At 58.3% G+C, this 12,557-nt stretch carries 11 protein-coding genes; 1 reads left to right on the top strand and 10 read right to left on the bottom strand.

What is annotated here, in order from left to right; all coding sequences use genetic code 11:
* Positions 1–7: 7 nt before the first annotated feature.
* The 4 genes from MLC70_RS01725 to MLC70_RS01710 all read right to left on the bottom strand — a co-directional run bounded on the left by MLC70_RS01725 (position 8) and on the right by MLC70_RS01710 (position 2,460).
* Positions 8–547 carry a hypothetical protein gene (locus MLC70_RS01725; protein ID WP_248181239.1) on the bottom strand — a complete coding sequence of 180 codons (540 nt, stop codon included), beginning with the start codon at positions 545–547 and terminating at the stop codon, positions 8–10.
* A 120-nt stretch (positions 548–667) separates the two neighbouring features.
* Positions 668–1,273 (bottom strand): ATP-dependent zinc protease family protein, encoded by a 606-nt coding sequence (locus MLC70_RS01720; protein ID WP_248181238.1) that lies wholly within the window; start codon positions 1,271–1,273, stop codon positions 668–670.
* Entirely contained in the window at positions 1,273–1,845 is a 573-nt protein-coding gene (locus MLC70_RS01715; RefSeq protein WP_248181236.1) for an acyl carrier protein phosphodiesterase, read from the bottom strand. The genes MLC70_RS01720 and MLC70_RS01715 overlap by 1 nt, the downstream gene beginning before the upstream one ends.
* Positions 1,846–1,911: 66 nt before the next feature.
* The gene (locus MLC70_RS01710) at positions 1,912–2,460 is read right to left on the bottom strand and encodes a porin family protein (protein WP_248181235.1); all 549 of its coding nucleotides are present in this window, start codon (positions 2,458–2,460) and stop codon (positions 1,912–1,914) included.
* A 254-nt stretch (positions 2,461–2,714) separates the two neighbouring features.
* On the opposite strand from MLC70_RS01710, the gene MLC70_RS01705 reads away from it, so the two are divergent.
* Positions 2,715–4,130, top strand: a complete 1,416-nt coding sequence (locus tag MLC70_RS01705) for a TrkH family potassium uptake protein (protein ID WP_248181302.1) — start codon at positions 2,715–2,717, stop codon at positions 4,128–4,130.
* Positions 4,131–4,135: 5 nt separating this feature from the next.
* Here MLC70_RS01705 and glgP read toward each other — a convergent pair whose 3' ends face one another.
* The 6 genes from glgP to glgC form a co-directional block, all read right to left on the bottom strand.
* Complete coding sequence (gene glgP / locus MLC70_RS01700) at positions 4,136–6,658, bottom strand: alpha-glucan family phosphorylase (RefSeq protein WP_248181233.1); 2,523 nt, start codon at positions 6,656–6,658, stop codon at positions 4,136–4,138.
* Between the two features lie 22 nt (positions 6,659–6,680).
* Positions 6,681–7,451: an SDR family NAD(P)-dependent oxidoreductase gene (locus MLC70_RS01695; RefSeq protein ID WP_248181232.1), complete on the bottom strand. Its 771-nt coding sequence runs from the start codon at positions 7,449–7,451 to the stop codon at positions 6,681–6,683.
* A 32-nt stretch (positions 7,452–7,483) separates the two neighbouring features.
* Complete coding sequence (locus MLC70_RS01690) at positions 7,484–7,849, bottom strand: PilZ domain-containing protein (protein ID WP_248181231.1); 366 nt, start codon at positions 7,847–7,849, stop codon at positions 7,484–7,486.
* Between the two features lie 131 nt (positions 7,850–7,980).
* Positions 7,981–9,474, bottom strand: coding sequence for a 4-alpha-glucanotransferase (gene malQ, locus MLC70_RS01685; protein ID WP_282448234.1), 1,494 nt, complete (start codon positions 9,472–9,474; stop codon positions 7,981–7,983).
* Entirely contained in the window at positions 9,471–11,198 is a 1,728-nt protein-coding gene (locus tag MLC70_RS01680) for a glycoside hydrolase family 57 protein (protein ID WP_248181229.1), read from the bottom strand. Before MLC70_RS01680 ends, malQ begins: the two co-directional genes overlap by 4 nt.
* Positions 11,188–12,453 carry a glucose-1-phosphate adenylyltransferase gene (gene glgC / locus MLC70_RS01675; protein WP_248181228.1) on the bottom strand — a complete coding sequence of 422 codons (1,266 nt, stop codon included), beginning with the start codon at positions 12,451–12,453 and terminating at the stop codon, positions 11,188–11,190. Before glgC ends, MLC70_RS01680 begins: the two co-directional genes overlap by 11 nt.
* Positions 12,454–12,557 lie beyond the last annotated feature (104 nt).

Genomic DNA, 12,557 nt, shown 5'->3' with positions numbered 1-12,557 from the left:
AAGTGGATTAGAGCTGGCTCGACCGCCCGGCAGTCCCGATGAACACATAGTTGGATCGTGCTGCGCGCCCCGTTCCGCTGACGGACACGTTATGAACTGAAATGACAAGATCACCCGCGTCAGGGTTACGGTAGCGTGTCACTACCCCTGCGGCTTCACCGTCACGGGTCCGGTTGGCGATTTCCGGTTGCCAGTTGTCACCCAGGCAGCCGCCAACGTACTCCACGGTTTGCTCGTATCGATGCTCCGCGATCTCGTTGTTCGGTGCGTTCAGTGAACAGACATACGCCGTATCGCCACCGGCCCACTCCCAGATCTCGCAATGCCCTTTCACGATGTCTTTCTTGGCGCGGTATAGTGTTACGGTATTGAAGTCGGAGCGGCTGCCACGAAGGTCGGCGTATCGATTCGGGTAGTCAGCGATGATTGACTGGAGGTCGGCACAGGGGTCGTCTGACAGAGACGGGGTTGATGAGAAACTCGCACAGCCCGTGGTGATCACGGCTGCAATGCTCAATGGCAGTAAGCGGAAACCTGCGGCAGACATGTTGACCTCTTTTGTGTGTAGCCTTTGGCGGCTTGGCTACCGCAGTTTAGGAGAGTCCGGAACAAAACCGCAAGGTTTCCTGGCCAGTGCAGCAAGCGACATGAGTCGCCTGGCCTGAATTCACTTGACCGGCGTGGCGTTATTGGCGCTTTCGGCGATCTGGTCAAGGGTCTGATGCTCGCACTCCTTCTCAGCCAGGAAGGCGTCTGCAGACGTAACCAGGATGTTGTCATCGCTCATGAATCGGCGGCCCAGCAACGCCGGATACGAAAACCGGCCCCGGTCCGTCAAAGAAAACTCGGTTTCGTGGGTGCTCCCGGCAATGCAGAATTCCATGCGCACAACGTAGCGTCGCTGGGATTCGGCGCCTTTACGTTTGATAAGGACAGTGCGCTCCACCGGCCGCTCAAACTCAAGCGTTACGTCGTCAGGCTTCACGCCTTTCTCGCCACTCTCCTGGTCGCGGTGATCCGCAAGGGGCACCTGAAAGCTCACCCACTTTTCATCACCTTTTTCAAATGACTCCACATTGACCGCATGCAGTGAAGAGGTTTTGGCGCCGGTGTCCAGGCGTGCTTTCAATCTCAGCCCGGTGTCCTGCAACACAACCCATTCCACAAACCCCAGAGATTCCGGGGGACGTTCGGCTTTCCTGTTCTCTTCGGCCATGATCGGCATTGCTGAGCTCAAGACTGTTGCCAGGGTGAGTCCTGCAATTAACTTCATTAATTCTCTCCTGCGAAGGTGATCAGGTCTGGGAAAAATGACAGGAAGCGTTGTTCCAGCTCCCGGTCGTGCTCTTCGATTTCCTGGATGATGTCGAAAAACCGGTGCCTGAAACGGATACGTCCGGCCACGCGATTCAGCGCATAACCCAGATTATCGAGATCAGCGTAGGCGTTGAACCAGTCGTTTTCGGCCATTCTCCGGGTCACCCGGCGCATGTTGTCAGGCATCAGGTGCTCATGTTCGCGGAACTCGCGATACATGCCAGCGATAAAGATACCGGTGTCCAGATTACTGAACTGTTGCCAGTGTCTTAACAGGTAGTGATCATAGAGCATGTCGAGGGCAACGCCGGCAAAACGGCGACGTTGCGAGGAGAACAGGCGTTTGCTGGCAAGCACCTGAGGGTGGGTGTCGGTGAAGGCGTCTACCGCCCGGTGGTGTCGGATGCCCTGCCTGACTTGGGGCGGCAATCCGTCAACATCGATGCCACGGGCGAAATCCCCCATCAGGCTTCCGATTCGGATCAGCGGAGCGTCTGGTGACAGGAAGAGGTGGGCCAGATGGTTCAAGAGAGTCCCCGAGTGCAATCCGCCACGGCAGGGTCCCTGCCCCGCCATGGCCGACGGTTTCTCCGGTCAGAAGTGGAAGGTTGCGCCGAGGCCGAGGCCGTCTATGGTGGTGCCGTCCTTGTCATAATAACGCATGTATTCGAGGTTGCCGGATAACTGAGGTGCCATCTCAATATTCACACCCAGGCCGTACGACAGATCGGAGTCATCATCGGTCACACTGCCGAAGGGACCTTCAGCCTCAAGTTCAATACGGGTAAACCCGAGAATAACGTACGGCGTTGCCGGAGACTCGTTGGCAAGGTTCAGGGTGGCGTAGCCCCCGAAAAAGTTATCAACCGAGAAGTCGATACCCCCAACGGTGTCATCGTCTACGCCAAACCCGGCACGGGCCTCAAGTCCGAAATATGGCGAGACCAGGCCACCAATCTTCCCTGACAGAGCGCCGAAGTCGGCGTCTGCGGAGCCTTCGTCGAGGTTGAAGAAGGTGTAGTTAAGACCGCCGTAAAGACCGGTGCCGCCTGACTTATACATGTCCTGCGCCATAGTCGGAGTGGCTGCGACAGCGCCGGCGAGGGAAACAAGACCAAAGACCAGTGAACGTGTAGTTGTCATCGCTATCTTTACTCCTTTCTGATCATCAATGATGGGTTGCGTTGAAATTGCACCACCACAACGATTTAATCCAGCGCAGAGTTCGTCATTTACCCGATATTTACATCGATTTAATGTCCCGGCAACCCGCAGCAAGCTGTGGTTCGGCGTCTTGCGTAAGCTCCGGGCCGCATGTATTCTGACGCCGACTCTCTTATCAGCCGGTTCGAGCTCCCTTGAGAAATCTGAATCCTGTCATTTTTATCATCAGCGTGATGTTTGTGCTCCTGAGCATATTCATGACGTTACCGGTGTTTCTTCTTGCAGGTTCTGTGGCTCCCAACGCGGAGGCATTCACAGAATCGGCTGCTATTGTGTGTGCACTCGGAATCCTCGGTATTCTGGCGACTTACCGCCAACCGCGAGATCTGAAGCCGCGTTTCATGTTTGTGCTGACGGTTTCCAGCTGGTTCGTCATCGCCCTGCTCGGTGCTCTTCCCTTTTATCTGAGTGACACCGGCATATCGCTGGTTGACGCCGTGTTCGAGGGCACTTCTGGCATCACAACCACCGGTGCGACGGTGCTGACAGGGTTGGATTCCATGGATCGGGACTTGCTGCTGTGGCGCTCAATTCTGCAGTGGATTGGCGGTATCGGCATTATCGGCATGTTCGTAGCGGTGCTTCCGTTTCTGCGCGTCGGTGGCATGCGACTTTTCGCAACGGAGTCCTCAGAATGGACGGACAAGGCTCTGCCGCGTATGAAAACCCTGAGTCGCGGGCTGTTGGTGGTCTATATCGTTTTTTCCATCGTTGCTGTGGTGACTTATTGGCTCTCGGGAATGACGCTGTTTGATGCCTTCAACCACGGCCTTACGAGTATTGCGACTGGCGGCTTCTCCACATCGGACGCCTCAATGGGCAAGTTTGACTCTGATCTGATCCTGCTTCAGGGCAGTCTATTCATGATGATTGGCAGCCTGCCGTTTTTCCTTTTTGTGCGGGAAATGCATGGCCAGCATGGTGTGTTGTTCCGGGACCAGCAGGTCCGGTTGTTCCTGACCATTCTGCTGGTGATTCCGGCCATGCTGACACTGTATCGCTGGTACGTGTCCACCGGCGATTTCGACCCCTTTCACGGATACGTGTCCACCCTGTTCAACGTGACTTCGGTGGTCACCACCACAGGGTATGCCTCTGAAGATTATTCTGCCTGGGGACCCTTGGCCTTCGTGCTGTTTTTCTTCCTGATGTTCGTAGGCGGTTGTTCCGGCTCCACCGCCGGTGGCATGAAGATTTTCCGATTCCAGCTCTCGCTCATTGTGCTTCGGGAGCAGTTAATGCGCCTGCTGCACCCACGTGCGGTGCTGACCCGTAACTACAACGGGCGTGCGGTCAGTGATGAGATCATTTCCTCGATGATCGCCTATACCTTCATTTTCCTGCTGTGTCTGCTGGTCATTACCGTAGCTCTGGCCGCACTTCAGCTGGACTTCATCACCAGCCTGTCGGGCGCACTGACGGCGCTGACCAATGTAGGCCCGGGTCTGGGAGCCATTATCGGGCCTGCGGGGACCTTCCAGTCGTTGCCGGACGCCGCCAAATGGATTCTTGCTGTGGGTATGCTGATGGGGCGTCTGGAGATACTCAGCGTGGTCATCGTGCTGTCCCCGGCGTTCTGGCGCAGCTGAACCGGTTACGAGCGCCACAGAATGTGCGGGTCTTCCAGCGGCAGGTTGAGCCGCCGCTCTGCCATCACCAGTCGCGGGGTGTAATGCTCAAGGGGGCGAGCCGGCGCTCGGCAGCGAAACACATAGCTTCGCGTTGAGCCACTCAAAGCGGCTTCCCGGCGCATCCCGATCACCGCACGGCCGCCCTTCTCCCAGGCTTCCGCCACCAGCTCCACCTTCACCAGGGCCGGATCAAGCCCATTCAGGTAAACGTTCAGGCTAACGTCCATGCCATCAGCCTGCTCGCTGACCTCCAGGGTCCCGAACCGTAGTAACGGCCAGTGTTCCTGTAGCAATCTCTGTTGTTGCACCAGTTCCTCGGCAATCTCAGGAAGGCGTTCGTGGCTTTTTGCGGCCATCGGGAGGTAGAAGCGCTCGGTGTACTCCCGCAACATGCGGTTTGCTGAGTACAGGGGCGTCAGTGTCTCCATGCTCGCACGAATCATCGCCAACCAATGTTTGGGCAGTCCACTGGGATCGCAATCGTAAAAGCGGGGCACAACTTCCTGCTCCAGCAGGGTGAACAGCTCTGCGGCGTCTTCCTCGTCGTGTTCGGCAGAGCTGCTCAGTTGGCTGAAAGTGGCGTCCTCGCGAATGGCCCAGCCCACCTCCGGTCGCCAGGCTTCCGCCCACCAGCCGTCAAACTGCGACAGGTTCAGCCCACCATTGACCAGCACTTTCATACCGCTGGTGCCGCAGGCTTCCCAGGGATGCCTCGGGGTGTTCAGCCACACGTCCACGCCCTGTATGAGCTCAGTGGCCACGCCAATGTCGTAGTCGTCGATGAACACCACGCGGCCCTGCACATCATGACGTTTAATGAACTGTTTCCAGCGTTTGATGATGGCTTTGCCACGGGTGTCGTTGGGGTGAGCCTTGCCGGCCAGCGCGATCTGCAGCGGCCGGTCGCGGTCATGCAGCAGTTTCAGCAGACGTGGCTCGTCAGTCAGCAACAGGTCTGGTCGTTTGTAGTCGGTGAAGCGGCGGGCAAAGCCCAGTGTCAGGGCGTCGGTATCCAGCAGGAGACCGCAGGCAGCTTCCACATTCGAGCCGTTCCCGTGCTCACAATGCTGGCTGTGCAGCCGTGCCCTCAGGAACCGGATCAACCGGTGACGCTGGTGAGTGCGCATCGCCCAGAGACTGTCATCGGAAATAGTGCCAAATGGCACCCGGGTCTGCTCCAGATTCCCGCACCAGCGGTTTTTACCGCAGGCGGTCGTCCAGAGGGCATCGGCTTCCGGCGAATCCCAACTGGGGGTATGCACACCGTTGGTCACGTACTCCACCGGGATGTCTTTCAGCGGCCAGCGGGGAAACAGGTCGCTGAATATATGGCGGGACACCTCTCGGTGGATGCGGCTAACGCCGTTGATGCGGCCGCTCAGGCGAACGGCCAGGTAACTCATATTGAACTCGTCATCGTGGCGCCCTTCCCTCTGGCCCAATTGCAGAAAGGTGGTGACGTCCAGCCCCATGTCTTGCAGATAATCGGTCAGATACTGACGAATCAATCTGGCGGGAAACAGATCGAAGCCGGAGGCAACAGAGGTGTGGGTGGTAAACAGATTGCTGGCGCGGGTTGCCGCGCGCGCGGCGTCGAAACTCAGGTTGGCCCTGCTGCTCAGGGCCCGGATTCGCTCCACCAACGCGAACGCACAGTGCCCTTCGTTGATATGAACCACCGACGGTTGAATGCCCATGTGTTGCAACAGTCGCCAGCCGCCGATACCCAGCACCAGTTCCTGTTGCAATCGTTTTTCCGGATCACCGCTGTAGAGTTCGCTGGTAATGCCGCGGTCTTTCGGTTCGTTGCGGGGGTCGTTGCTGTCGAGAAGCAAAAGACGGCAGCGACCGATACGGCCAATCCACACCCTCAGGCGTACCGACCGGCCGGGTAAATCCACCGCAATGCGCACCCACTCTTCCTGATCGTCTCTCAGCGGCATCAATGGCAGCATGGTGGGATCGTTGTAGGGGTAGAACTCCAGTTGCTCGCCGTCGGCGCTCACTTCCTGGCGAAAGTACCCCTGCTGATACAGCAGGCCCACGGCAATCACCGGAATGCCCAGATCACTGGCTGCTTTCAGTGTATCTCCTGCCAGTATTCCAAGCCCACCGGAATACAGTGGCAAACACTCGGCCAGTCCGTATTCCATACAGAAATAGGCTACCTGCCCGGCCAGCGCATCCGGCCAGGTGTCTCCGAACCAGGTGGGGGACTGGCAGAACGCATCGTAGGCTGCAAGCTGGTGAGACAGCAGTTCGCTGAACGTGGGGTCTTCAGCCAGGTGGTCAAGCTGCCTGCCAGACACGCTGTTGAGAACCAGCCAGGCGTTATGGGTGGCGTCCCAGCATTCCTGATCGATGGAACGCCAGAGCACGTCGCTGCCGTGGTGCCAGGTCCAGCGCAGATCCAGCGCGAGCTCGGCAAGCCCGGTCAGTTCACCCGGCAGTTTGCGGTGAAGGTAAAGCCCGGCGGAGGCTGGCATGGGCGCGTTATCCGTCTGTCAATCAGTGCGCGGTGTAACCACCATCAACCACCAGCTCGGATCCGGTGACAAATTTCGACTCATCCGACGCGAGATACACAATGGCCCAGGCAATGTCGTCAGGCTCACCCATGTGACCAATGGGGTGCAATGCGGCTGTCGCTTTGCGGGCTTCCTCGGGATCGGCACCTGTGGTTTTCAGATGCTCCTCCACCAACGGCGTCCAGATGAAGCCGGGATGAATTGAATTCACGCGGATCTGATCCGGGGCATAGATCAACGCATCGGTTTTGGTCATCAGGCGCACCGCGCCTTTGGAAGCGTGATAGGGGGGTATGTCCGGCGCGCTGACCAGGCCATAAATGGATGACAGGTTGATGATACTGCCCTTACCCGCGGTTTTCAGATAAGGAATCACGTGCTTGGTGCAGAAGAACACGCCTTTCACGTTCACCCGCTGCACCTCGTCCCATTCCTGTTCCGTCAACTCATGGGTTGGCTTGTTTGCGCCGGCAATTCCGGCGTTATTGACCAGCACGTCAATTCGACCGAAGTGCCCTTTTACGCTGCCGGTAGCGCTTTGCACCGAGGCTTCGAATCCCACGTCACAGTGCCAGTAATGGGCTTTCAGGCCACGTTCGACCAGATCCACTGCCAGCGCTTCGCCTTCCGTATCTTTGCAGTCAAAAATGGCCACAGCGGCGCCCTCCTCCGCCATTCTCGTCACCGCTGCTTTACCAATGCCCAGTGCGCCACCGGTTACGATGGCCACCTTGTCCTTGAGTCGTTCCATGATGATCTTCCCTGTTGCAGAAATTGCAGTGCTCAGTGATAGGAGTTGTGCCGTATTGGTGGAAAGTGGCTGACGATGTGATTGTGCTTGTGGAGCCAGGACAACAAGGCGGTGATGGTGAACCCATCGTTATCCATTCCCTCGAAATCCACCCCGAGCCCGTTGTCGCATTTGCGGACCACGTGCGCCTTTATGCGACGGAAAGCATTTTCTTTCCGGTCCGGAAATCTGAATTCCAGCTCAACTGTCTGATTCAGTTGAACATCGGTGTAATCGGTGGCAATGAATAGCCCGCGTTTGCTGGCGTCGCGGATCTGTCCCGTCGCGACCGGCAAGCCGCGCTTGTAAACCAGAAGCCCGAGCTTTCCCAATATGCGCTTGCTGAGCCTGTGTTCCATGGGGCCTCCCCTATTCGCTGATCGAACACCCGAGTTGGGTCATTATTGATCAAATAATAGACCCTATACGGGAAAACCGCTGTTGATTCAGGTCAACTATTAACCACCTGCAATTCGTCTCCCATGCAAGCCTAGGGAAGACGCCCGTAAAGTCTTGCCAATTCGTGAATACGGTCAGCTAACCCGTCTGCACAAAGACTCCAATCCAGTGTCCAGATCCAGTTTCCTGAGGTCGTGCCCGGCGTATTGAAGCGGCTGCTTCCGTCCAGACCCAGCAAGTCTTGCATCGGAAACATGGCCAGTTGGCAGACTGACTGGAAGCCCGCCCGGATTACCGGCCATGGCATCGGGTCCGCAGAGTTTCCGAGGTAATGATCAACATATCCGCGGGTGTGGTTGTCGAGGCTCAGGTACCAACCCAGGGTGGTGTCGTTGTCGTGGGTGCCGGAATACACCAGATCCCGTCGCCGCTGGTTGTGGGTCAGGTGGGGATTGCCGGCGCTGCCGTCAAATCCGAACTGAATCACGGTCATGCCTGGCAAGCGAAAGGAATGACGCAGTGCCTCCACCTCGTCGCTGATGATGCCCAGATTTTCGGCCACCAGGGGTAAATCGGGAAAACGCCCGAAGCAGGCCTCAAGGAATCGTGTGCCCGGGCCCTCCACCCAATAACCGTTCTTCGGTGCCGGCTGGTCGGCCGGGATTTCCCAATACGCGTGCAGTCCCCGGAAATGGTCGATGCGGATCAGATCGAAGAAACGCCTCTGGGTGTCCAGACGCGACAACCACCATGCATAGTCGTTCTTTGCCATCGCGTCCCAGTCATAGACCGGGTTGCCCCAGTGCTGGCCTTCCGGCGAGAAATAATCCGGTGGCACGCCGGCCACACATTGTGGCTGGCCATTCTTGTCCAGCTTGAACAGGTATGGTTCGGCCCACACATCGGCGCTATCGTGTGCCACGAAGATGGGGATGTCTCCGAACAGCAGAATGCCCCGCTCGCTGGCATAATCCCGAAGCCGATGCCATTGAGTGTCGAACAGGAACTGCTCGAATCGCAGTCGTCGCAGTGATTCCCAGTGAGTTTCCGTAAAACGGGCCAATGCCCCGGGCTCCCGGTTTCTCAGCTCACTGGGCCAGCCCAGCCAGCTCTGGTCGGGATAGACCTCACGAATGGCGCAGAACAGACAGTAGTCATCCAGCCACTGCGCGTTAGCAGCGCAGAACGCGGTAAATTCATCCCTGCCCGATGCCTCGGGTCGCGCCTCTGAATCGTTGAAGAAGCGGTCACTTGCCAGCGCCAGAACAGATTTTCGCTGCGCGCTGTTGTTTTCCGAACCCAGCTCATCCTGGCGGACCAGGCCCGCCGCTACCAGTTCCTCAAGATCAATGAACTCCTGATTGCCGGCGTGGGCGGATAACGACTGATAGGGCGACAGATCCGCGTGAGTCGGTCCCAGAGGCAGGGTTTGCCAAACGGTCAGGCCGGCCTCTGCCATGAAGTCCAGAAATCGGCGCGCGCTCTGGCCGAGCAGTCCGTGCCGGGAGGGCAAACAGGTTGGATGAAGCAACACGCCTGCGCGCCGGTGGTTCAGAACCTCCGATAATTGGCGGCCGGAGGTCATGCGCCGGTGTCCGCATCATGGCCCGGGCGCATCGCGCCGCCGCGGGCGGGAGCGCCACTGCCCTGGCTCAGTTTCTGGAACACCGAAGGGGGTGCCGGGTAGCCAATCAGTTCGTACAGGTTCACGAGGTGCCGCCGGTACAGGTGTTCGAAATCACTGACCACCTGGGCCGGGTTGTAATCACCAAACCACCAGAACCAGTCTGAGCCTTCGCAAATTGCCAGCTGTTGCGTGGCGGCCGCTTTTTGTTCCGTCGTCAGCGCGCCGTTATCCACGGCGCGATCAAAATGCTGCTTGGCCTCACAAAGCAGATCCCAGGCGCGGTTCTTGTCCGGGTCTCCGATCCAGGTTGAGAAGGTGCCGTAAATCCAGCTGCCGGCGACGACCGTGGGTAGGCTGACCGGCGATAGATCGCCCTGCTCAAGCAGCTCCCGGTAGGTCGTCAGCTGCAAGCGGGGATGGCTCTCGAGAACCTCGTACAGTTCATCGAGAAAGTGAAAGGCATTCTCCGGATAGTATTCCCACGCATTTTCCCCATCCATAATTACCGAAATCACCTGAGGCCCGAGATCAGTGCCGTGGGACGCAATGGTTTCCATATGAGAGGTGAGATCCGCGACAGCATCCGAGGCGTGCCAGTCTGCGTAGGTAAACCCGATCAGGTCAGACAGGCCGTCATCCCGGAAAAAAACGGTGATGTCCGCATCGCCGAACCGGTAGGCCTGATGAATGGACGGGTTCTTGATTCCCTGCCCGGCCGCTCCCGCCGAACGCAGGCTGTTGTGGAGTACGGAATCACCGCTTGCCGTCCACCGGAAGCCAGCTTGCGCGAGTTGCTGGAGTGTCTGCTGGCTGAGGCCCCCTTCCGACGACCAGCATCCGGTCGGCTCCATTCCGAAAAAGCGTTGGAACACCTCCCGTGCTTGCTGAAATTGCCACCGGGCGCGGGCCATACCTTCCGGATAACCGCTATGGGCGGGCAGCGGGATCTCCGGCATGGCTTCCCGGGCGCTACCAAGATCAATCAGTAACGGCACCATGGTGTGACTGTAGGGGCTGACGGACAGCTCCACCTGGCCAGTCTGGGCCAGGTGGCGGTAGCGAGGACCAATGCCGGCGAGGGTGTCGAAGATCACGTTCAGCAGAGCGATGCGGTCATCGGCACTGAAACCCTGAGCCTTCTCCTGCAGCGACTGCACGCAGGCATTGCGGCGGCGGATGATCTCGCCCATCCAGCCCAGGTGATACCATACCAGCAGATCGGACAGGAACGCCGGGGCGATGTATCGCTGCATTTCCGGCCGGGAACGGTAGAAGTCGGCGAGCTGTGACAGGCGGGCAAAGGCTGGAAAGCGCTGAATGATGCGCTCAGAGTTGGCCCGCAAACATTTTTCCATGATGTCGAGGAACCCCGGCGCGCCGGGTTCCGGCAGTTCGCCAGCTACCAGTGCCGCCAACAGCGGATCACCGATCTCGCCGGCACAGTGGCGCCAGCGTTCAATATCCACCAGGTAGATTTCAATCTGCTCCAGCAGGATCGGGGCAAAGTTCACCACAGCTCGGGCACCCGGGTGCGCCTCCAGGTGGGCGGCCATATCGCTGTAGTCTTTCAGGGCATGCAGGTACACCCAGGGAAACAGGAAGGTACCGGTTTTCTGATCCCGGTAGCCCGGCTGATGCATGTGCCAGCAAAAGACCACGGGCGTGCGGCGGTCAGAGGCCATGGGGGTAATCCTGCCCGAGCATCTCGGGGGTGACGAGCACCACGCCCTTGGGTGACACGTAGAACCGTTCCCGGTCCTTGTCGGGATCGACGCCGATGGTGGTGCCCTCCGTAATACGACATCCACGGTCAATAATGGCGCGGTGGATTTCGCAGTGGCGGCCGATATCCACATCGGGAAAAATCACCGCATCCGATACCGTGGTGAACGAATGTACCCGCACCTGCGAGAACAGCAGGGAATGCCGGACTAACGCGCCGGAGACGATGCAGCCTCCGGCCAACATGGAATCTACTGCCATGCCCCGGCGGTTGTCATCGTCAAAAATGAACTTTGCCGGCGGCAGCTGTTCCTGGTAGGTCCAGATGGGCCAGTCCGGATCATAGAGGTTCAGCTCCGGGCTGATACCGATCAGTTCCAGGTTGGCCTGCCACAGGGAATCGATGGTGCCCACGTCTCGCCAATAGGCCGGCTTGTCTTGTACCGGGTTGCGGAAAGGAAATGCCATCACCCGCAGGCGGGCAATGATGGAGGGAATGATGTCTTTGCCGAAATCATGTGAAGAGTCTGTGGCAAGCTGATGATCCCTGAGCAATTCATCAAACAGAACCCGTGTGCTGAACACATAGATACCCATGGATGCCAATGCCCTCTCCGGCTGGTTCGGCATCGGTTTGGGTTGCTCTGGCTTCTCGACAAACTCGGTGATCCGCAGCTCATCATTCACCGACATCACACCGAATGCCGACGCGTCCTCCAGCGGCACTTCGATACAGCCCACGGTGACGTCGGCGTCGTTCTCCACGTGATAGGCCAGCATGGTGCCGTAGTCCATCTTGTAGACGTGGTCCCCGGCGAGGATCAGTACATACTCGGGCGCGTGGCTGCGAATGATGTCCAGATTCTGCAACACGGCGTCCGCTGTGCCCTCGTACCAGGAGGTCTCGATGCGCTGCTGCGCCGGCAGCAGTTCCACAAACTCGCCAAGTTCTCCGCGCAGAAAGCCCCAGCCGCGTTGGATGTGGCGCATCAGGGAGTGGGATTTGTACTGGGTAATCACCCCGACCTGACCGATACCGGAGTTGATACAGTTAGATAATGGAAAATCGATGATGCGGAACTTGCCACCGAATGGGACGGCGGGTTTCGCGCGCCATTTGGTGAGGTCGTACAGACGTGATCCCCGACCTCCAGCCAGCACCAGTGCGAGGGTCTGGCGTGTGAGTCGGCTGACAAAACGTTTGGCGGTTTGCATGGCGGCTTCCCTGACTACCCTGTCGGTCTTCGGCTTCCCTCGTCTGCCCCTGAAGGAATAATAGACTATATTTTGACGTATCAATCATGGCTGAAAGGTTAGCA

It is taken from the genome of Marinobacter goseongensis (genome assembly GCF_023156235.1).
Taxonomy (GTDB): domain Bacteria; phylum Pseudomonadota; class Gammaproteobacteria; order Pseudomonadales; family Oleiphilaceae; genus Marinobacter; species Marinobacter goseongensis.
The sequence above is the reverse complement of the archived record's forward strand: the minus strand, read 5'-3'. Positions and strand labels throughout refer to the sequence as shown.

Coding starts and splice junctions, on each gene's coding strand:
- MLC70_RS01725 (WP_248181239.1), bottom strand. CDS start 547: ATGTCTGCCGCAGGTTTCCGCTTACTGCCATTGAGCATTGCAGCCGTG.
- MLC70_RS01720 (WP_248181238.1), bottom strand. CDS start 1,273: ATGAAGTTAATTGCAGGACTCACCCTGGCAACAGTCTTGAGCTCAGCA.
- MLC70_RS01710 (WP_248181235.1), bottom strand. CDS start 2,460: ATGACAACTACACGTTCACTGGTCTTTGGTCTTGTTTCCCTCGCCGGC.
- MLC70_RS01705 (WP_248181302.1), top strand. CDS start 2,715: ATGTTTGTGCTCCTGAGCATATTCATGACGTTACCGGTGTTTCTTCTT.
- glgP (WP_248181233.1), bottom strand. CDS start 6,658: ATGCCAGCCTCCGCCGGGCTTTACCTTCACCGCAAACTGCCGGGTGAA.
- MLC70_RS01695 (WP_248181232.1), bottom strand. CDS start 7,451: ATGGAACGACTCAAGGACAAGGTGGCCATCGTAACCGGTGGCGCACTG.
- MLC70_RS01690 (WP_248181231.1), bottom strand. CDS start 7,849: ATGGAACACAGGCTCAGCAAGCGCATATTGGGAAAGCTCGGGCTTCTG.
- malQ (WP_282448234.1), bottom strand. CDS start 9,474: ATGACCTCCGGCCGCCAATTATCGGAGGTTCTGAACCACCGGCGCGCA.
- MLC70_RS01680 (WP_248181229.1), bottom strand. CDS start 11,198: ATGGCCTCTGACCGCCGCACGCCCGTGGTCTTTTGCTGGCACATGCAT.
- glgC (WP_248181228.1), bottom strand. CDS start 12,453: ATGCAAACCGCCAAACGTTTTGTCAGCCGACTCACACGCCAGACCCTC.